Raw genomic sequence first — 21,069 nt, 5'->3', positions numbered from 1 at the left:
ACCCGGAGGCCTTCGCCAAGTTAAACCCTCGCTTCGGCCTCACCCACAACGATTTCCCCCCATTCCCCCGGAAATCCACCCGCGCCGGGTTAAGCTTTGCGCTTTGCGCAACGGCCGGAGACAGGAAATCCAGCCGCATGGCGCTGCATTCCAAGGACAAAACGTTGGCATCGACACTGCAGCCAGGGCTCATTGCCCTGCATGGCAACCGCACCGAAACCCTGGCCGAGACGGTGTTCTCGTGGCTGCGCGCGCATCCGCTCGGGGCATTGGAGCAGGAAGTGGTGTTGGTGCAGAGCAACGGCATGGCCGAGTGGTTCAAGATGGGCATGGCCGAGGCGCTGGGCGTGTGCGCCGCGGCGCGCGTCGAGCTGCCGGCGCGTTTCCTGTGGCGCACCTACCGCCAGGTGCTGGGCGCCGCTGCCGTGCCGCGCCAGTCGCCGCTGGACAAGACGGCGCTGACCTGGCGGCTGATGCGGCAGTTGCCGGAGTGCGCGGCGCAGGACGGGTACGAATCGATTGCCGGGTTTCTGTCGCCTGGAGACCCGGAGCGGTTGCTTCAGTTGGCCGAGCGGCTGGCCGATTTGTTCGACCAATACCAGATCTACCGCTCCGATTGGCTCGACGACTGGGCCGCCGAACGCGATGTGCTGCGCACGCCAGGCAAGCCGGACATCCCGGTGCCCGAGGAGCAGATCTGGCAGCCGAAGCTGTGGCGCTGCATCCTGGCGGGCCTGAGCGAGGCCGAGCGCGCCAGCACCCGGCCCGAGCTGCACCGCCAGGTGATCGCGGCGCTCGAGGGCGATACGCCGCCGGCGCGGCCCATCGCGCGGCGCGTGGTGCTGTTCGGCATGAGCCATCTGCCGCTGTCGATGCTGCAGACGCTGGCCGCCATGGCGCGCCACAGCCAGATCCTGCTGGCCGTGCCCAATCCCTGCCGCTTCCACTGGGCCGATGCCATCGACGGGCGCGAGCTGCTGCGCATGCAGCGCCGGCGCCAGCCACTGAAGAACGGGCGCGACCTGGCCGCCTTGCCGCTGGAGATGATGCATGCGCATGCGCACCCGCTGCTGTCGTCCTGGGGCCGGCAGGCGCGCGACTATGTGCGCCAGCTCGATGCCTTCGAGACCGTGCTGCCCGCGGGCGCGGTGGCCGAGCTGCCGCGCGTGGACATTTTCGACGAGGAAGTCGACCCCGAGGCGCCGCTGCTGGCCCAGGTGCAGCAGGCCATCCGCGACATGGTGCCGCTGGGCGAGCACCCGCGCAGCGCCGTGCCGCGCAGCGACCGTTCCATCGTTTTCCACTGCGCGCACAGCATCGTGCGCGAGCTCGAGGTGCTGCACGACCAGCTGCTGGAACTGCTGGCCGAGCCCGCTCCGCCCGGCGGCCGGGCGCTGCAGCCGCGCGATGTGGTGGTGATGGTGCCGGCCATCGAAGGCGTGGCGGCCTCCATCCGCGCGGTGTTCGGGCAGTACGGCCGCCACGATCCGCGCCACATTCCCTTTGACATCGCCGACCTGAGCGCCAGCGACAACAACCCGCTGGTCGCGGCGCTGCAGTGGCTGCTGCGCCTGCCGCGCCAGCGCTGCCGGCTGAGCGAGCTGCGCGACCTGCTGGACGTGCCGGCCGTGTCCGCGCGCTTCGGGCTCGATCCCGAGAACCTGCCCCAGCTCAGCGCCTGGATGGCGGGCGCGGGCATCCGCTGGGGGCTCAATGCGAAGCAGCGCGGCGCGCTCGGGCTCGAGGCCTGCGGCGAGCAGAACAGCGCCTGGTTCGGCCTGCACCGCATGCTGCTGGGCTTTGCCAGCGGCAGCGGCCCGCATACGGGTGGCGCGCACGCTGGGGGGCCATTGCATGAAGGCTCGGGGCTGGCGCAGATCGAGCCCTATGCCGAAGTCGGCGGACTGGACGCCGAGCTCGCGGGCCAGCTGGCGACGCTGCTCGAGCGCCTGCTGGACTGGTGGTCATTGGCTGGCGAAGCCTGCGATCCCGCGGGCTGGGCGCGGCGCTTTCGCCAGCTGCTGGCGGACTTCTTTGCGGCCGAGACCGATGGCGACCGCGCGCTGCTGGCAGCTCTGGACAATGCACTCTCTTGTTGGCTGGAAGCTTGCGAGCTGGGCGGCTTCGACGACGATGTCGAGCTGCCCGTGGCCCAGCAGGCCTGGCTGGACATCGTGCAGCAGCCCTCCGTGGACAGCCGTTTCCGCGCCGGCGGCGTCACCTTCTGCACGCTGATGCCGATGCGCGCCATTCCCTTCGAGGCCGTGTGCCTGCTGGGCATGAACGATGGCGACTACCCGCGGCGCGCGATGCGCAGCGATTTCGACCTGATGGCGCTGCCGGGCCAGCTGCGCGCCGGCGACCGCGCGCGCCGCGACGACGACCGCCAGCTGATGCTCGAGGCGCTGCTGTCGGCGCGGCGCATGCTCTACATCAGCTGGGCCGGGCGCAGCGTGCGTGACAACAGCGAACAGCCGCCCTCGGTGCTGGTGTCGCAGCTGCGCGACTACCTGGCCGCGGGCTGGACCGGCGAGGGCGGCGAGGAGGGCAGCCTGCTGGCGCAGCGCAGCTTCCAGCATCCGCTGCAGCCCTTCAGCCGGCGCTATTTCGCGCCCGATTCGCCGCTGCGCACCTATGCGCGCGAATGGCGTGCGGCGCACCTCCTGCAGGCCGATGCCGCGGCTGCCGCCGTGCCTCCGCTGGCACCCTTCGTGCCCGATATCCAGGTGCCGCTGACGCTGGCGCAGCTGCACAGCTTCGTGCGCCACCCGGCGCAGGCCTTTTTCCGCAGCCGCCTGAACGTGCGTTTCGACAAGGAACTGGAGCTGAGCTTCGACGAGGAGGCCTTTGGGCTGCAGGGCCTGGCGGGCTATCGCCTGGTGGAGCAGCTGCAGCAGCAGATGGTGGCCGAGATCGAGGCCGCGCCCGCGCAGCATGCACCGGCGCCGCAGGCGCTCGAGCAGCGCGTGGCGGCGCATCTGGCGCGCATCCAGCGCGCGGGCGCGCTGCCGCTGGCGGGCCTGGGCGCGCGCAAGAGCGCCGAGCTGCAGGAGGCGGTGCTGCCCTCGCTGCAATCGTGGCTGGCGCACCGCCAGCGCTTCGACCGGCCGCTGCAGCGCCAGCGCCTGCATCTGGCGCAGGACGGGCTGGTGCTCGACGATTGGCTCGAGGACCTGCGCGTGCCCGACGGCGATGGCGAGGCCGTGCCGGCATGGCTGGCACTGCAGGCGCGCGCGCTGCTGGGGCCGCGCGGCGAGGTCAGGCCGTCGGCGGTGCTGCTGCCCTATCTGCGCAGCCTGGTGGCCGCGGCCTGCGGCGTGGCGGTGCAGGGCATCGTGGCCGGGCGCGACGCGACGCTGGTGCTGCAGCCGATGCCGCAGGGCGAGGCACTGGCGCAACTGCAGACGCTGCTGCAGGTCTGGCAGGCGGGGCAGGACAGCCCGCTGCCGCTGCCGCTCAAGACCGCGCTGGCCGCGGCCGCCGCGGGAGAGGACCTGACGCGCGTGGAGACGGTCTACGAAGGCGACGGCTTTGCCCAGGCCGGCGAGGCCGATGATGCCTGCTGGGCGCGCATCTATCCCGATTTCGATGCCTTGCTGGAAGACGGGCGCTTCGCGCCGCTGGCCGAGGCGGTGCATGCGCCGCTGCTGGCCTGGCTGGCCGAGCAGGTGCAGGTGCTGGAGCCCGGCGAAGTCGCTGCGGTGATCTATTCTTCGCCGATGGAGCCGGCATGAGCCATGTATTGAATGCGCGCGACTTCCCGCTGTGGGGCAGCCGCCTGATCGAGGCCAGCGCCGGCACGGGCAAGACCTGGACCATTGCCGCGCTCTACCTGCGGCTGGTGCTGGGCCATGGCGAGGAGAACGCGCACCCGCGCGCGCTGATGCCGCCCGAGATCCTGGTCATGACCTTCACGCGCGCCGCGACGCGCGAGCTCTCGGACCGCATCCGCGCGCGCCTCACGGAGGCCGTGCAGTGCTTTCGCGGCGAGCGCGAGCCCGCCGAGCACGACCAGCTGCTGCAGGGCCTGCTGGCCGATCACCCCGAGGGCACCGCGCGCACCCAGGCCGCCTGGCGCCTGGCGATGGCCGCCGAGGCAATGGATGACGCGGCGGTGTTCACCATCGATGCCTGGTGCCAGCGCATGCTGCGCGAGCATGCCTTCGACAGCGGCAATCTGTTCGACGAGGAGCTGGCGGCCGACGAGGAGCAGCTGCGCCGCGACGCGGTGCAGGACTACTGGCGCCAGCAATGCTATCCGCTCGATGGCGAGCCATTGGATGCGGTGCTGGGCATCTGGAGCGGGCTCGATGCGCTGCTCAAGGACATGCACAGCCTGCTGGACCAGGAGATCGATCCCGCGGCCGGCGAAGGCAGCCTGGGCGAGTGCGTGCAGGCCGCGCAGGCCGAGCGTGCCGTGGCCCTGACGGCGCTGGCCGAGGGCTGGGGCGCGCGGGCGCAATCGCTGCGCGACTGGCTCGATGCGCAGGTGGCCGATCACGGCGCGCACTGGGACGGGCGCAAGCTCGCGCCGCGCAATTACACCGGCTGGCTGCAAGGCGTCATCGACTGGGCCGAAGATCCACTGCAGGTGGAGCTGGCGCTGACCGATTCCGCACGCCACCGGCTCAGCTCCGAGGGGCTGCTCGAAGCGCGTAAAAAGGGCGCTCCATCGCTGGCGCTGCCATCCGGTTTCGAAGCATTGCAGCAGCTGTTGGCCGATCACGCCAGGCTGCCGGCGCTGGGCGGCAGGCTGCGCCTGCATGCCGCGGCGCGCGTGCTGCAGCGGCTGGCGCAGCTCAAGCGCCAGCAGGGCACCTTTGGCTTTGCCGACCTGCTGCAGCGCCTGGACCGGGCGCTGGCCGGCGACAGCGGTGCGACGCTGTGCGCGCGCATCAAGTCGCAGTACCCGGTGGCGCTGATCGACGAATTCCAGGACACCTCGCCGCTGCAGTACCGGCTGTTCGACCGTATCTACCGCACGCCGGACAACGATGCGCAGACTGCGCTGCTGCTGATCGGCGACCCCAAGCAATCGATCTACGGCTTTCGCGGCGCCGATATCTACAGCTATCTGCAGGCGCGCAGCGCCACGGCCGGGCGGCACTATGTGCTGGGCACCAACTACCGCTCGACGCAGGCGCTGGTCGATGCCGTCAACCACTGGTTCGGCCAGGCCGAGCGGCGCGATGGCGCCGGGGCCTTCATGTTCCGCAATGGCGATGCAGCCGCCAATCCGCTGCCCTTCCTTCCCGTGCAGGCGCAGGGCCGCAAGGAAGTTTTTCGTGATGGACAGGGCCCGGTGGCGGCGCTGCAGCTGCAGGTCGAGCTCGATGCGATGCAGACCCCGAAGCGCGCGCAACGCGGCTTCGCGGCGCGCTGCGCCGAGCAGATCGTGCAGTGGCTCAACGACCCCGAGGCCGGCTTTGCGGAACCCGGCAAGCCGCTGGCGCGGCTGCGCCCGGCGGACATCGCGGTGCTGGTGCGCACCGGCAGCGAGGCGCGCTCGGTGCGCCGCGAGCTGGGCGCGCGCGGCGTGGCCTCGGTCTATCTTTCGGACAACGAATCGGTGTTCGCCGGCAGCGAGGCGCAGGACCTGGTGCTGTGGCTGCAGGCGGTGGCGGCGCCGCGCGATGCGCGCGCGGTGCGCGCCGGGCTGGCGACGCGGCTGCTCGATCTCTCGCTCGACGAACTCGGCTGGCTGGCAGCTGATGACGAGGCCTTCGATGCGCGCTGCGAGCAATTGCGCGCGCTGCAGGGCGTGTGGCTGGGGCAGGGCGTGCTGGCCATGCTGCGCCAGACGCTGCACCAGTTCGACCTGCCCGCGCGCTGGCTGGCCGACACCGGCGGCGAGCGCCGCCTCACCAACTACCTGCATCTGGCCGAGCTGCTGCAGACCGCGAGCGCGCAGCTCGAGGGCGAGCAGGCGCTGATCCGCTGGCTGGCCACGCAGTGCGCGGGCGAGGGCAGCCACAGCGACGCGCAGATCGTGCGGCTGGAAAGCGATGCCGACCTGGTCAAGGTGGTCACGGTGCACAAGAGCAAGGGGCTGGAATATCCGCTGGTGTTCCTGCCCTTCGCCTGCAGCTTCCGCGAGATCAACCGGCGCATGGACCGTTTCGTCAGCCTGCCGCAGCCCGGCGGCGGGCGCGCGCTGCGCCTGGACTATGACGACGACGAGCTGGCCCAGGCGGATGACGAGCGCCTGCGCGAGGACCTGCGGCTGCTGTATGTGGCGCTGACGCGCGCGCGCCATGCGCTGTGGCTGGGCGTGCCGATGCTGCAGGCCGCGCGCAGCAAGGCCAGCACCTGCCTCAATCACCGCTGCGCCACCGGCTACACGCTGGCCGGGCCTGAGGCGCGCACGCCCGACGACTGGCGCGCGCTGTTGCAAGAGCTCGATGCCGGCACGGCCGGCCTGCGGTGGCAGCCGGTGCAGGATGCGCCGGGCCGCAGCCGGCTGCGCGCGCGCGAGGCGCCGGCGCCGCTGCTCGATGCACCGCACTATGCGGCGCAGTTTGACAGACGCTGGGGCATTGGCAGCTTTTCGTCTCTGGTGCGCGCGCTGGCGGCGTCGGCATTGCCGGTTTCTCCCGTGCCGCAGCAGCAGCCTGCCGATGACGAGCGGCCAATCGAGGCGGATGCACCGGCAGCCGCCGTTGCCGCGCCGGCCGCGCAGGGCGCGGTCTGGCACCGCTTCATGAAGGGGCCGGTCATTGGCAACTGGGTGCACGACGAACTGGAATGGCTGGCGGGCGAGGACTTCGCGCTCGAAGCCGATGGCAACGGCCCGCTGGCCCAGCGCCTGCTGCAGCGCAGCGCGCGCGCCGGGCGCTCCGCCCAGGGTGCTGACCTGGTGCAATGGCTGGCGGCGGTGGTGCACCATCCGCTGGAGCCGCTGGGCGTGCCGCTGTCGGGGCTCGACCAGGTGCTGCCCGAAATGGAATTCTGGTTGCCCGCCGAACAGCTGCCCGCGCCGCGGATCGACGCGCTGTGCCAGCAGCATCTGCTGCCCGGACAGCCGCGGCCCGCACTGCCCGCGCGCCAGCTGCACGGCATGCTGATGGGCTTTGCCGATCTGGTGTTCGAGCAGGACGGGCGCTACTGGGTGCTCGATTACAAGACCAATTTCCTGGGCCGCGATGGGGCAGCCTATGGCGCGCAGGCGCTGGCCGATGCCATGCTGGCGCACCGCTACGACGTGCAGGCCGCGCTCTATCTGCTGGCGCTGCACCGGCTGCTGCAAAGCCGCCTGGGCGACGATTACGACCCGCAGCAGCATCTGGGCGGCGCGCTGTATTTCTTCGTGCGCGGCATCGACGGCCCGGCGCAGGGCATGCATGTGGTGCCGCCCTCGCTGGAGTTGCTCGATGCCCTGGGCGCGCTGCTGGATGCGCCCGATCTGGAGATGGAGGCCCGGCTGCCATGAAAAACGTCGACACGCTGACCTTCGATCTGTTTGCCGAGCTGGAGCCGGAGGCGCCCGTTTCCCCGGCAACGGCTGAAAGTGTTCTGGCTACCCTGCGCGAATGGAGCGAGCAGGGCCTGCTGCGCCATCTCGACATTGCCATGGCGCGCTTCCTGGCCGCGCAGGACCGCGATGCCGCGCCCGAGCTGCTGGTGGCCACGGCCGTGCTGGTGCAGATGGAAGGCCGCGGCCACAGCTGCCTGCCGCTGGCGACGCTGGTGGCCGATCCGAACGCGGTGCTGGCCTGGCCCGCGGATGCGCTCGAAGGCCTCAACGCGCTGTGGGCACAGCTGCCGCGGCAGCTGGGGCAGTGGCAGCAGGCGTTGAAACAAAGCCCGCTGCTGCGCACGGGCAGCGCGCCCGACCACGGCCAGCCGCTGGTGCTGGGCGGGCCCGCGCATGCGCCGCTGCTTTATCTGCGCCGCTATTGGGATTACGAACGCCAGGTGGCGCAGCAGATCACCCAGCGCAGCACGGCGCAACTGGCCGTCGAGAGCGCGAAGGTGCAGCAGTGGCTGGACCGGATGTTTTCTTCTGCCCCCGCGTCCTTCGACTGGCAGCGCCTGGCCTGCGCGGTGGCGCTGCGCGGGCGCTTCTCGGTCATCACCGGCGGCCCCGGCACGGGCAAGACCTACACCGTGGCGCGCCTGCTGGCGCTGCTGTTCGCCACCGCCCCCGAACCCGAGCGGCTGCGCGTGGCGCTGGCCGCGCCCACCGGCAAGGCCGCGGCGCGGCTCAAGCAGTCCATCGATGCCTCGCTCAAGGAATTGCATGGCAGCCTGGGCGGCATGCTGGATCTGGAGACGCTGGTGCAGCGCATGGGCGCGGCGCGCACGCTGCATTCGCTGCTGGGCGCGCGCCCCGACACGCGCGCCTTTGCGTTCCACCATGGCCGGCCGCTGGATGTCGATGTGTTGATCGTCGACGAGGCCTCGATGATCCATGTGGAGATGATGGCCGCGCTGCTCGATGCGCTGCCGGCGGCGGCGCGCGTGATTTTCCTGGGCGACAAGGATCAACTGGCGTCGGTCGAAGCCGGCGCGGTGCTGGGAGACCTGTGCCGCAGTGCGGAAGCCGGCCACTACACGCCCGAGACCGCGCGCTACGCGCTGGACGCGGCCGGCCAGCATGTGCCCGACGCCTACCGCGCGGCTGCCAGCCAGGCCCTTCCGCTGGCCCAGCAGACGGTGATGCTGCGCGAGAGCCGGCGCTTTGGCGGACCCATCGGCCAGCTGGCCGAGGCCGTGAACAGCGGCAACAGCGCGCGTGCATTGGCGCTGCTGCAGGCGCAGACCCGGGACGGCGGCGAGCTGCGCCTGCGCGAGGGCGCGCCCGCGCACAGCGTGTGGCAGATGGCTGTCGAAGCCGCGCCCGGACGCATCAACTACCAGGCCTTTGCGCAGGCACTGGCCGCGCGCCCGCCGGTCTCTGCAGGCGCCCAGGCGCATGCGGCCTGGGTGCGCAGCGTGCTGCTGGCCTTCGAGCGCTTTCGCCTGCTGTGCGCGGTGCGCGAGGGCGAATGGGGCGTGCAGGGCCTGAACCGCGCGGTGGAAAAGGCGCTCGCCAGCCAGGGCGCGATCGCGCCGCGCGGCGAATGGTATGCGGGCCGCCCGGTCATGGTCACGCGCAACGACGCGGCGCTGGGCGTGTTCAATGGCGATATCGGCGTGACGCTGCCGGCTGCCAGCGCGGGCGCCGGGCTGCGCGTCTATTTCCTGGACGAGCCCAAGCCGCGCGATGTCGGCGTGGCGCGGCTGGCGCATGTGGAGACCGCATTTGCCATGACGGTGCACAAGAGCCAGGGTTCGGAGTTCGAGCACACGGCGCTGGTGCTCTCGGCCCACGCCGGCAGCGTGCTGGGCCGCGAGCTGGTCTACACCGGCATCACGCGCGCGCGCCGCGCCTTCACGCTGATGTCCCAGGCGCCGGGATTGCTGGCCAGCGCCATCCATAGCCCGACGCAGCGTGCGAGTGGTCTGCTGGGATTTCTCGAACAGCGGGCGCGCGAAATCCGGCAGGCGCCGCCGCTGGCGCCGGCGGATGGGTTTGCGCCGTGGGTGGAGTGAGGGGTTGCGTGAGGCAAAAAATAGGCGGCCTATCCACCAGTATGAATCCGCGCACTTCGGAAAGGCTCTGTTGAATAGGTCGTTGGGGCCATTCACCCTTCGACAGGCTCAGGGCGAACGGTTCCGAAACCGTTTGTCCTGAGCCTGTCGAAGGATGGACGGCCAGTCCTCGAAATAATTCTCCGCTTCTACTTCCGCCCTCCGTCCGTCATCCTCTCCACATCGTTCGCCGCCCAAGCCGACTGCCACCGCTGACGGCTCCCATCCCTGCCTACCTACAATATGCCCATGTCTTGGCTGCGCTCCTCCTCCCCCACGCTGCTGCCCTCGCGGCAGGCAGCGCTGGTGCGCGCCTGCCTGGCAGCCTGGCTGCTGGTGCTGGCGGCGGGGCTGTTCACGCCCTGGGCGCAAGCGCGAGGACTCGAAGCCGTCTGCTCGGGAACGGGCCATGGCAGCTACCGTCTCGGGCCTGATGCAGATAGCCTGGCGCATGCGCTGCATGGTCTCGACTGTCCGCTGTGCCTGCCGCAGCTGGCCGCGCCGCCGCAGGACGCAGGGGCGGTGCCCGCCGACGGGCCGCGCGCTGCGCAGCCCGCGCGGCTGCAGGCCATGGCGTGGATACCCGTGCCCTCGGCCTGTCCGCCGCCCGCGCGCGGACCTCCTGCTGTGTGATGACCCAGGGGTCCTGCCTCAACGGCAGCGGCCTGTATATCGATAACGGACGGCGCCGATGCCGCCCGCACAGACCATCACACAGAGTTCCCCTTGCGGGACAGGAGCATTCCCATGAAACACAACCGCTGGATTTCCCCCTTTCTCGTTGCCGCCGCCCTGACGGCCGGCAACGCCATTGCCCACCCCGAGGCCGCGCATGTCGAAGTCGAGGGCGCCTGGGTGCGCGCCACCGTGCCCGGCCAGCAGGGCACGGGCGGATTCATGCGCCTGAAGGCCAAGGAGGCCATGACCCTGGTGGGCGTGCGCTCGCCCGCTGCCGAAGTCGCCGAACTGCATGAAATGAAGATGGAAGGCGACGTGATGCGCATGCGCCCCATCGACGCGCTGGCGCTGCCCGCGGGCAAGACCGTCGAGCTCAAGTCGGGCGGCCACCACTTGATGCTGCAGCAGCTCAAGGCGCCGTTGATCAATGGCAGCGAGGTGCCGGTCACGCTGGAGTTCAGGGATGCCAAGGGCGAGCTGTCGCGCCTGCATCTGCGGCTGCCGGTGGCAACCTCGGCGCCGGCAGGGGCAAGCCCGGCCGCGGCCCACGGGCACGGCCACGCGCACTGAGAGCCAAAGGGCGTGTCACCGGGCTGCTGGCGGCAGCCGCGGGTACGCCAGCCGCTGGTACGCCAGCCGCTGGTACAGTAGCCTGCAGTGGCGCGCTTGCGGTCTTCCGGGGTGCTGCCTGATGTCCTCCATTTTCCAAAGAGGTAGGCAATGAGCAACACCGGCAGTACCGATCCTTTTGGCTTTGGCAAATTCATTCCCGGCTTCGACTTCCTGCAGAGCCTGTCGCAGGGCGCGGCGGCCGGTGCCGCGGCAGGGGCCGGCGCCGGAACGCCGCCGACCTGGGTGGCGCCCACCATGAGCGTCGAGGACATCGACAAGCGCATCCAGGAGCTGCGCGCGGTGCAGTTCTGGCTCGAGCAGAACGGCCGGGCGCTGACGGCCACCATCCAGGCGCTCGAGGTGCAGAAGATGACCCTGGCGGCGCTGCAGAGCATGCAGGGCGGCATCAGCGAATGGGCCAAGGCTTCGGCTTTCAAGATGCCCGAGGCGGGTGCAGCATCGGCTCCTGCCTCCGCACCATCGCCTTCCGCGCCACCTCCTGCACCCGCCACTGCGCCTCCTGCGTCCGCTTCGGCAGCCGAGGCTACCGCCGCCAATGGCGCCGTCGATCCCCTGCAATGGTGGGGCGCCTTGACCCAGCAGTTCCAGCAGATCGCAACCCAGGCCATGCAGGAGCCTGCGAACCAGAAAGCCATGGAAGCGGGCGCCCAGATGGCCACTGAATTCACGCGCAATGCCATGCAGTCCGCGGCCGATCTGGCCAAGGCTTCTGCGTCCGCGTCCGCGCCGGCTCCCGCATCAGAGCCTGAACCCACCCCGACCACGCCACCCAAGGCCGAACCCGCCACGCCCGCCGCCAAGGCTGCACGCAAAACCCCGCGCCGCGCCTCCTGAGCGCGGCACAATGCCGGCTCAACCTCTTCTAGGATGCCGGCATGGACCGCCCCAACCAGTACGCGCTGCTGCGCCAACGCCGCTTCGGCCCCTTCTTCTGGACCCAGTTCGCGGGTGCGGCCAACGACAACCTGTTCAAGTTCGCGTTCACCGTCCTGGTGACCTACCAGCTCGGCGTGTCGTGGCTGCCGCCCTCCCATGCCGGGCTGGTGATCGGCGCGCTGTTCATCCTGCCGTACCTGCTGTTTTCCGCCACCTCGGGCCAGCTCGCCGACAAATGGGACAAGCGGCGCATCTTCGTGCTGACCAAGAACCTCGAGATCGGCATCATGGCGCTGGTGGCCTGGGGCATGCTCACGCAGAACGTGGCGCTGCTGCTGGCCTGCATCTTCCTGATGGGGACGCATTCCACGCTGTTCGGCCCGGCGAAGTTCGCCTACCTGCCCCAGGTGCTGTCGCCGCGCGAGCTCACGGGCGGCAACGGCATGGTGGAGATGGGCACCTTCGTCGCCATCCTGCTGGGCAATGTGGCCGGCGGCCTGCTGGTGGCCACGCCCGAGGTCGGCCATGCGCAGGTGGCCGCGGCCGGCCTGCTGCTGGCGCTGCTCGGGCGGCTGTCGGCGCAGTTCATTCCCGCGGGCCCGGCCACCGACCCCGGGCTGCGCATCAACTGGAACCTGTTCAGCGAGACCTGGCGCAACCTGCGGCTTGCCTATGCGCAGCCGGTGGTGTTCCGCTCGCTGCTGGGCATCAGCTGGATGTGGTTCTTCGGCGCCGTGTTCCTGAGCCAGTTCCCGGCCTTTGCGCGCGAGGTGCTGCATGGCGACGAGCGCGTGGCGTCGCTGCTGCTGGTGGTGTTCTCGGTGGGGGTGGGCGCGGGCGCGCTGCTGTGCGAGCGCCTGAGCCGCGGGCAGGTCGAGGTCGGCCTGGTGCCGCTGGGCGCCCTGGGCATGAGCCTGTTTGCCGCCGACCTGTACCTGGCCTCGCGCAGCCTGCCGCCGGACGCGCTGATGGATATCTCGGCCTTCCTCTCGCGGCCCGCGCACTGGCGCGTGGTGGCCGACCTGCTGCTGCTGTCGGCGTCGGCGGGCATCTACAGCGTGCCCATGTATGCGCTGGTGCAGCTGCGCAGCCAGCCCACGCACCGCGCGCGCATCATTGCCGCGAACAATATACTGAATGCGCTGTTCATGATTGCCAGCAGCCTGATCGCCGGCGCGCTGCTGTCCGCGGGCTTCGGCATTCCGCAGCTGTTCCTGTTCACGGCCGGCGCCAATCTGCTGGTGTCCATGGCGGTGTTCCTGCTGGTGCCCGAATACCTGTCGCGCTGCGCGGCGCTGCTGCGGCCAGCGCGTACCTGAGATCCATCGAGGAGGTTCCATGAGCAAAGCCCTGCGTCTGCCCGAGAAATGGTTCCGCCGCGGCCTGTGGCTGGTGGCGCTGGTGTTTGCCTCGTTCCTCGTGGGGCTGGGCGGCCTGGTGGTGGGCGACCTGCCGCAGGTGGAGGAGCCCCAGCGCATCGAGGACTTCATGCCGCCCGGGCGCGCCGACCAGGTGCGGCTGGAGCAGGAGACCGCCGAGCGGCTGCACGCCCAGGCGTCCAGCGCGCTGGAGCAGGCCGAGCTGCGCTATCGCGCGGCGCAGAAAGCCTATGCCGGGGCGCGCGAAGCCTTCGACAACTGGGTCGCCACGCGCAGCGCCACGCAGCGCGCCGACCAGGACACCGAGCTGCTGACGCGCACCCGCGCGCTGGACCAGCTCAAGCAGGCCGAGCGCCGCGCAGGCGTTGCCGTGGAAGCGCAGCAGCAGCAGCAACTCGATGCGCAACAGGCCGTCGAGCGCGCCCTGCAGACCCGGCACCAGCTGGAAGAGGGCGCAAGCGAGCAATGGCGGGCCGCGCAGCGTGCGCAGGAGCTGCGCGTGTTTCTCTACCGCCTGGCATTGACGCTGCCGCTGCTGCTGGTGGCGGGCTGGCTGTTCGCAAGGAAGCGCCACAGCAGCTGGTGGCCTTTCGTCTGGGGCTTCATTTTCTTCGCGCTGTTTGCTTTCTTCGTCGAGCTCGTGCCCTATCTGCCCAGTTACGGTGGCTATGTGCGCTATATCGTCGGCATCGTGCTCACCATGGTGCTGGGGCGCGCGGCCATACAGGCCTACAACCGCTATCTGGAGCGGCAAAAGCTCAAGGAAGCCATGCCTGATGCCGAGCGCCGCATCGAGCTGAGCTATGACACCGCGCTGTCGCGTCTGGGCAAGGGCGTGTGCCCGGGCTGCGAGCGGGTCGTGGACCTCAAGGACCCGGGCATCGATTTCTGCCCGCATTGCGGCATCGGCCTGTTCGACCATTGCGGCGCCTGCAATACGCGCAAGAGCACCTTCTCGCGCTTTTGCCACGCCTGCGGCACGCCGGCGGGCGACGCGCGGCCGGCGGTGGCAAGCGTTGCGGCGCCCGACCCCTTGAACTGAGGGGCGCGCCGCCCGCGGCCGCAACTGGTGCATTGCGGCACCCAAGGCGTGCAATGCATTCCATAGGGGTGCAAATCAGTCTTCATTCTGGCGATTGCATATTGCCAAAGCCTTGTTCATTCGACGTGCTGAAGCTGGCACGATTATCGCTATGACTGTGGTGTTGCCATTTCAAGGTGCGCTGCAAGATGAAATCGAGTTCCCTGGATATAGAGTCGATCACCCAGCGTTTCGGGAATTTCACCGCACTCGACGACGTCAGCATTTCCATCAATCCAGGCGAGATATTGGCCTTGCTCGGCCCCTCGGGCTGCGGCAAGACTTCGTTGCTGCGCATCGTCGCGGGTTTTGCCAGGCAGACGGCAGGCGCCATTCGCATCGACGGGCGCACGGTCGACGACCTGCAGCCAAATGCGCGCAATATCGGCCTGGTATTCCAGAACTACGCGCTGTTTCCCCATATGACGGTCATCGAGAACGTCGCCTATGGGCTGCAGGCGCGCAAGGAATCCCCCAGCCTGGTCATGAAGCGCGCCATGGAGTGCCTGGAGATCGTGCAGCTGCCGCATGCGCGCGACCGCTACCCGCGCCAGCTCTCGGGCGGGCAGCAGCAGCGCGTGGCGCTGGCGCGCGCCATTGCCACGCGGCCCCAGGTGCTGCTGCTGGACGAGCCCTTCAGCGCGCTCGACAAGAACCTGCGCCTGGACATGCAGCTGGAGATCAAGCGGCTGCAAAGGCAGCTGGGCATCACGGCGATTCTCGTGACCCACGACCAGGAAGAGGCCATGACGGTCGCCGACAAGGTGGCGGTGATGAACCAGGGGAAACTCGAGCAGCTCGATACCGCGGTGAATATCTACGACCGCCCCAAAACCCTTTTCGTCAATCAGTTCGTCGGCAATTGCAATCAGATACAGGCGAATGTGATTTCCAGCGGCAGCGGTTTCATGCAATTGCGCATCGCCGATGGCAAGGAGCTGGCGGTGCCCTGGACTGGAGAAGGTTTCCCTGCGGGTAAATCGGTGATCCTGACCATCCGGCCCGAGCAGCTTGAAATCGCTTCGAGCCAGCGCCCTGGTTTCATTCCCGCCCGCAGGATTTTGAGCACTCCGCTTGGCGGGAATGCGGTGCATCAGATTCAAATGGGTGAAAGCCTCAGCGTCAAATCCATCCATAAACGCTCGGCGCTGGATGCGGATTTGCCTGGAGATATCTGGATAGGGTTGTCCGATACGGCCAGTCCTCGGGTTTTTGCGGTCTGAAAAAAGGAAGTGTTCTCATGAATCGACGCGACTTCATTCAATTCGGCAGCGCCGCGGCGGCCTGCGGCCTGGCGCCCGGCGCCTTCGCCAACGACGGGACCGTGACGACGGCGATCTATCCAGGCAGCTGGGAGGAAGCCTATCGAAGCATCGTCGCCCCGGCCCTGAAAAGGGATGCGGGCGTGGAGCTGCGCATGCAGAGCCTGTGGGCCGTCGACCAGATCGCCAAGGCGCGCGCGGCGCGCGGCCGCGCGCCCTTCGATACCTTCATCCTCGACCCGGGCCCGCGCGTCACGGCCATCGAATCCGGCCTGTTCGAGAAATTCGATGCCTCGCGCCTGAAGAACGCCTCGAAGCTGCCGCCCGGCATGATCGACGCGCATGGCGTCAACGTGGCCGGGCAGTTCGTCGGCATTGCCTACAACCCGAAGAAATTCCCCAAGCCGCCGACCAGCTGGAAGGAGCTGTTTGCCGAGCCCTATGTCTCGCGCCTGGGGCTGACCGGCTTCCAGACCACTTTCGGCACGGTATCGATCATCGAGATCGCCAAGGCCTTCGGCGGCTCCGAAACCGATGTCGAGCCTTTCTTCACCGAGCTCAAGAAGGTGCTGCCCAAGGTCGCGGTGATCGGCAATTCGGCGTCGATGCCGAGCCTGTTCCAGCAGGGCCAGTGCGACATCATGTACACCAACACGCAGACCGTGGGCACGCTCAAGGCCAAGGGCGTGGACATCGAGATGGCGGTCCCCAGCAGCGGCCTGATCGCCTTCTTCACGACCTTCCACATCGCCAAGGGCAGCAAGAACGTCGACAACGCCTACAAGTTCATCGATACCGCGATCAGCACGCCGATGCAGCAGCAGCTGATGGCCAGCCCCTACTTCATGGCGCCGGTCAACAGCGAGGTCAGCCTGGCCAATGCCGGGCTGCCGCTGCGCTCGCTGGACGAGATGAAGAACATGGTGCAGCACGACTGGACCAAGATCAATCCGCTGCGCGCCGGCTGGATCGAGCGCTTCAACCGCGAAGTGGCGCGCTGATGCGCGGGCTCGCCATGCGCGCGGGCGAGGGGGCGCTGGTGCTGCCCCTGTTCCTGACCTTCATGCTGCTTTTCGCCGCGCCGCTGGTGCTGCTGCTCGGGGTCAGCCTGCACAACGATCCCGAGCTGGAGCAGTGGGGCCTGCTGACCTGGAAGAAGTTCGTGCAGGACGGGTTCTACTGGCAGGCCACGCTCGATACGCTGCGGCTGGGCGCGACGACGGTGGTGGCCGCGGTGCTGCTGGGCTATCCGCTGGCGTTGACCTACCTGTCGCTGGGCGAGCGCGGCCAGCGCATCCTGCTGTTCATCATCATCATGCCGCTGCTGCTGTCGGTGGTGGTGCGCACCTTCGCCTGGATCGTCATCCTCTCCCACGAGGGCGTGGTGAACCAGACGCTGCTGGCGCTGGGCCTGACGGCGGCGCCGCTGCGGCTGCTGCAGACCGAGCTCGGGCTGGTCATCTCGCTGACGCAGATCGAGCTGCCGATGCTGCTGCTGCCGCTGATCGCGGCGCTGTCACGGCTCGACCGCAACCTGTTCGACGCCTCCAGCATCCTGGGCGCCTCGCGCTGGCGCACGCTGTTCAAGGTCATCCTGCCGCTGAGCCTGCCGGGGCTGATCGCCGGCTGCACGCTGGTCTTCGCCAGCTCGACCACGGCCTTCATCTCGCAGTCGGTGATCGGCGGCAATCGGCTGGTGTACCTGCCGCTGCTGATCTGGCAGCAGACCTCGGTGGTCTACCACTGGCCCATGGCGGCGGTGATCTCCATCGTGCTGCTGTGCACGGTGCTGGCCTGCCTGTATGTCATCAACCTGATGGGACGCAAGAGCATGAGGTATCTGCATGTCTAGGCGCGACAACAAGATGGACGTCTCCTACCAGCTGGCGATCGGCGGCATCGCGGCGCTGGCGCTGCTGATCCTGGTCGGGCCGGTGGCGATCGTGCTGCTGTCCTCGCTCACGGACAGCCAGACGCTGTCCTTCCCGCCCAAGGGCCTGTCGCTGCGCTGGTACCAGCAGCTGTTCGATGCCCAGCGCTCGGCGCCCATCCATGCCGCGGCCGGGCACAGCGTCAGCGTGGCGCTGGTGGCGGCGGGCACGGCGGTGCTGCTGGGCACCTGCGCCGCGCTGGGGCTGCAGGCGCAGCCTTCGGCGCGCTGGAGCCGCGGGCTGCTGGCCTTCTTCCTGTCGCCGCTGGTGCTGCCGGGCATCTCCTTCGGCCTGTCCGCGCTGATGTTCTTCTCGCTGCTGGGGCTCGAGCCCTCGCTGACGCTGATCGTCGCCGGCCACCTGGTGATGATCGTGCCCTTCGTGCTGCGCACGACGACTTCGAGCCTGCTGCAGCTCGACCGCGGGCTGCTGGAATCCTCGGCGATCCTGGGCGCCTCGCAGTGGTATGGCTTTCGCCGCATCACGCTGCCGCTGATCGCTCCGGGCATTGCCGCCGGCGCCTTCATGGCGACCATGGCCTCGATGGACAACGTGCCCGTCTCGCTGTTCCTGGCCGATGCCGAGACCGACATGCTGCCGATCCGCATGTGGGGAATGATGGAATCGACGCTGGACGTGCGCGTGGCGGCGGTCTCGGGCGTGCTGATTGTCTGCGTGCTGCTGCTGATGCTGGTCATGGAGCGCGCGGTGGGTCTGACCAAACGTATTCAGGGGTGATGCATGAGACAACTGGCAACGAAGCCACTGACGGCGGACGCCTTCGCGCCCTATGGCGCGGTGCTCGAGATTCCATCCGCCGCGGGCAAGGCGGTGCTGCCGCCGGCGCTGGCCAACCTGCGTGAACACGCACAGCCCGACCTGTCGGTGAGCTGCGTCGAGCAGATCCAGGCGCTGCCGCTGGCAGTCACCTTCATGGAGCGCCACGAGTTCTCCTCGCAGACCTTCATGCCGCTGGACCCCTGCAGCTACCTGGTGATCGTGGCGCCGCCCGATGCCCGGGGCGGGCCCGATGGCGCGCGCGCCGAGGCCTTCATCGTCCACGGCGGACAGTCCATCACCTACCACCCCGATACCTGGCACTACAGCCTGACGCTGCTGGAAGGCCCGGCGCGCTTCGCGGTCTGGATGTGGAAGGCGCACGACGCCGGCGACGAGGAGTTCGTCGACATTCCCGCATTCGAAGTCGTCGCTTCCTAGCCTTGCTTTGTTCCACTCTTGATCGGCATTCCATGACCTGGCAACCACAGCGCGACTTCATTGGCTACGGCAACCAGCCGCCCGACCCACAATGGCCCGGCGGCGCGCGGCTGGCGCTGAACTTCGTGATGAACTACGAGGAAGGCTCCGAGCCCTCCTTCGACGATGGCGAGAATTTCAGCGAGACCGGCCTGTCCGAGGCGCACGGCCTCAACCAGATGGGCAACGGCCGCGACCTGGCCGCCGAAGGCATGTTCGAATACGGCAGCCGCGTCGGCTTCTGGCGCCTGGTGCGGCTGTTCGAGGAGCGCGGCCTGCCGATGACGGTGTTCGGCTGCGCGCTGGCGCTCGAGCGCAACCCGCTGGCCGTGGCCAAGATCCGCGACAACGGCTACGACATCTGCTGCCATGGCTGGCGCTGGATCAAGCATTTCGAGCTGAGCGAGGAGGAGGAGCGCGAGCACATCCGCCGCGCCATCGCCTCGCTGCAGGCGACCATGGGCGAGCGCCCGCTGGGCTGGTACTGCCGCTACGGCCCGAGCGTCAACACGCGCCGGTTGATCGCCGAGGAGGGCGGCTTTCTCTACGACAGCGACTACTACGGCGACGAGCTGCCGCTGTGGCAGCTGGTGGAGGGCAAGCCGCACCTGGTGATTCCCTACTCGCTGACCAACAACGACGGCAAGTACGCGGGCTGGACCGGCACCTCCGACGAGTGGTTCAGCTTCCTGCGCGACGCCTTCGACATGCTGTATGCCGAGGGCGCGACCCAGCCGAAGATGATGTCGGTGGGCCTGCACATGCGCCTGGTGGGCCACCCCGCGCGTGCCGTGGGGCTGCGCAAGTTCCTCGACTATGTGCAGCAGTTTCCCGATGTCTGGATCACGCGCCGGCTGGACATCGCGCGGCACTGGATGCAAAAGCACCCGTTCGTCCCGGACTCCGCGCTGTGAGGGACGCCCCGGGCGGGTGGGCCCTCAGGCGTGCATCGCCGGCGCCAGCGCCGGGCGCAGCTCGCTGGCGCGGCAGCGCTGCCAGGCATCGCGGCCCGCGGCCTTGACCTGGTAGAGCGCCGCGTCGGCGCGCTGCAGCAGGGCATCGAGGGTTTGCTGCTTGCCGTCGCTGCAGGCCAGGCCGATGCTCACCGTCACCTCCAGCACCGTGCCCTGCGGCAGCGCCAGGCGCTGCGCGCGCACCGCGGCGCAGATGCGCGCGGCCACCTGCTCGGCGGCCGCGGCGCGCACGCCGGGCAGCAGTACCGCGAATTCCTCGCCGCCCACGCGGCCCAGCAGGTCCAGGGGGCGCAGCACCCGGCCCACGGTCTTGGCAAAGGCGCGCAGCAGCGCGTCGCCCGCAGCGTGGCCATGCAGGTCGTTGACGCGCTTGAAATGGTCGAGATCCAGCATCAGCACGGCCGAGGGACGGTTTTCATGCTGCAGGCGCTCGAGCAGGCGCTGACCGTGGGCCATGAAGGCGCCGCGCATCAGCACATCGGTCAGCGAATCATGGCTGGCGGCGCGGTTGAGCCGGTCCAGCAGCTCGCTGCGCGCCGCCTGCGTGCAGGCCACGGCCAGCGGCCCGAGCGACAGCAGGGCCAGGCCCAGGCGCAGCGACAGCGCCTGCTCCAGGTCGTTGGGCGTGAAATCCATGACGCCCAGTGAAATGCTGAAGATCTTCCAGCTGCACACCAGCAGGCCCAGCAGCGTCGTGGTGAACACGCCATAGGCCAGCGCGCACCACAGCAGCGAGGGCACGCTGAAGGCCAGCGCGCCCGGCCCGCCCAGCGCGATGGCAGTGGTTTCGGTGGCGATCAGGCACAGCAGCGGCAGCAGCCGCAGCAGCGCGGCGCGCGGCGCGAACCGGGGGCGCCAGCGGGGCAGTGCGCCCCGCGGGATGCTCAGGAGCACGGGCACGATCAGCATGTGGTTCATCAGCTCGTTGCTGAACCACATCAGCGCGCTCTCGGTCCAGCCGACGCCGAACAGGTAGGGGCCGGTGCCCGCGCCGGCCAGCGCCGCGCCCGCCGCGGCCAGGATGCAGCCGGTCAGCAGGTACGGCGCCGAAAGCTGGCGCCGCAGCTGCAGCAGCGGCGCGTCCAGGCGCCGCAGGAACCACCAGCCGCAGGCCACGCCGCACAGGTTGGCGGCCGACAGCCACAGGGTGCTCAGCAGGCTGCTGCCCATGACCAGGTCGGCCAGCACCATGGCCACCGCGGCAAGCAGCCAGCTGCTGGCGCGCGCCAGCGCCGGCCAGCGCAGCAGCAGGCCCAGCAGCAGCGCATTGGCCGGCCAGAGCGCGGCCAGGAAACCTTCGGGGCGGCTCAGTATTCCGATCAGGCAGGCCAGGAACAGACAGAGTCCCAGGCCCAGGGAAGATGCGAGAAGCAGCGTTTTGCGCGGGGACGAAGCGGAGGCGATTCGAGACATGGAAGAGGCACG

At 69.1% G+C, this 21,069-nt stretch carries 14 protein-coding genes and 1 pseudogene; 14 read left to right on the top strand and 1 reads right to left on the bottom strand.

The annotated features are described in order from the left end of the window. The first annotated feature begins 137 nt into the window (after positions 1-137). The 14 genes and pseudogenes from recC to M9799_RS06925 all read left to right on the top strand — a co-directional run bounded on the left by recC (position 138) and on the right by M9799_RS06925 (position 19,584). A complete protein-coding gene (recC, locus tag M9799_RS06990) occupies positions 138-3,734 on the top strand; it encodes an exodeoxyribonuclease V subunit gamma (RefSeq protein WP_231043139.1) in 3,597 nt (1,198 codons plus the stop codon). Further along, on the top strand, positions 3,731-7,429 hold the full coding sequence (gene recB / locus M9799_RS06985) for an exodeoxyribonuclease V subunit beta (protein WP_231043140.1): 3,699 nt from the start codon (positions 3,731-3,733) through the stop codon (positions 7,427-7,429). Before recC ends, recB begins: the two co-directional genes overlap by 4 nt. Continuing rightward, positions 7,426-9,534 (top strand): exodeoxyribonuclease V subunit alpha, encoded by a 2,109-nt coding sequence (gene recD / locus M9799_RS06980; protein WP_231043141.1) that lies wholly within the window; start codon positions 7,426-7,428, stop codon positions 9,532-9,534. Before recB ends, recD begins: the two co-directional genes overlap by 4 nt. Positions 9,535-9,822: 288 nt before the next feature. Continuing rightward, the gene (locus M9799_RS06975; protein WP_231043142.1) at positions 9,823-10,206 is read left to right on the top strand and encodes a DUF2946 family protein; all 384 of its coding nucleotides are present in this window, start codon (positions 9,823-9,825) and stop codon (positions 10,204-10,206) included. A 114-nt stretch (positions 10,207-10,320) separates the two neighbouring features. After that, on the top strand, positions 10,321-10,821 hold the full coding sequence (locus M9799_RS06970) for a copper chaperone PCu(A)C (RefSeq protein ID WP_231043143.1): 501 nt from the start codon (positions 10,321-10,323) through the stop codon (positions 10,819-10,821). Positions 10,822-10,971: 150 nt separating this feature from the next. After that, entirely contained in the window at positions 10,972-11,718 is a 747-nt protein-coding gene (locus tag M9799_RS06965) for a PhaM family polyhydroxyalkanoate granule multifunctional regulatory protein (protein ID WP_231043144.1), read from the top strand. 41 nt (positions 11,719-11,759) lie between these two features. Next, positions 11,760-13,055 (top strand): annotated as a pseudogene (locus M9799_RS06960) (MFS transporter); the annotation flags it as partial. A 43-nt stretch (positions 13,056-13,098) separates the two neighbouring features. Then, on the top strand, positions 13,099-14,181 hold the full coding sequence (locus M9799_RS06955; RefSeq protein ID WP_231043145.1) for a zinc ribbon domain-containing protein: 1,083 nt from the start codon (positions 13,099-13,101) through the stop codon (positions 14,179-14,181). Between the two features lie 188 nt (positions 14,182-14,369). After that, positions 14,370-15,443 carry an ABC transporter ATP-binding protein gene (locus M9799_RS06950; protein ID WP_231043146.1) on the top strand — a complete coding sequence of 358 codons (1,074 nt, stop codon included), beginning with the start codon at positions 14,370-14,372 and terminating at the stop codon, positions 15,441-15,443. A 17-nt stretch (positions 15,444-15,460) separates the two neighbouring features. Further along, complete coding sequence (locus tag M9799_RS06945) at positions 15,461-16,483, top strand: extracellular solute-binding protein (protein ID WP_231043147.1); 1,023 nt, start codon at positions 15,461-15,463, stop codon at positions 16,481-16,483. Beyond that, entirely contained in the window at positions 16,483-17,334 is an 852-nt protein-coding gene (locus M9799_RS06940) for an ABC transporter permease (RefSeq protein WP_231043148.1), read from the top strand. Before M9799_RS06945 ends, M9799_RS06940 begins: the two co-directional genes overlap by 1 nt. Then, positions 17,327-18,151 carry an ABC transporter permease gene (locus M9799_RS06935; protein WP_231043149.1) on the top strand — a complete coding sequence of 275 codons (825 nt, stop codon included), beginning with the start codon at positions 17,327-17,329 and terminating at the stop codon, positions 18,149-18,151. Before M9799_RS06940 ends, M9799_RS06935 begins: the two co-directional genes overlap by 8 nt. Positions 18,152-18,154: 3 nt before the next feature. Next, positions 18,155-18,631, top strand: coding sequence for an ureidoglycolate lyase (locus M9799_RS06930; protein ID WP_231043150.1), 477 nt, complete (start codon positions 18,155-18,157; stop codon positions 18,629-18,631). Between the two features lie 32 nt (positions 18,632-18,663). Further along, positions 18,664-19,584, top strand: coding sequence for an allantoinase PuuE (locus tag M9799_RS06925; RefSeq protein WP_231043151.1), 921 nt, complete (start codon positions 18,664-18,666; stop codon positions 19,582-19,584). 24 nt (positions 19,585-19,608) lie between these two features. On the opposite strand, the gene M9799_RS06920 is transcribed toward M9799_RS06925, so the two are convergent. Beyond that, positions 19,609-21,057, bottom strand: coding sequence for a sensor domain-containing diguanylate cyclase (locus M9799_RS06920; protein WP_231043152.1), 1,449 nt, complete (start codon positions 21,055-21,057; stop codon positions 19,609-19,611). Positions 21,058-21,069: the final 12 nt, after the last annotated feature.

Source organism: Comamonas endophytica (assembly GCF_023634805.2).
Lineage (GTDB): Bacteria > Pseudomonadota > Gammaproteobacteria > Burkholderiales > Burkholderiaceae_C > Comamonas > Comamonas endophytica.
This window is presented reverse-complemented; position numbering and strand designations above follow the sequence as displayed.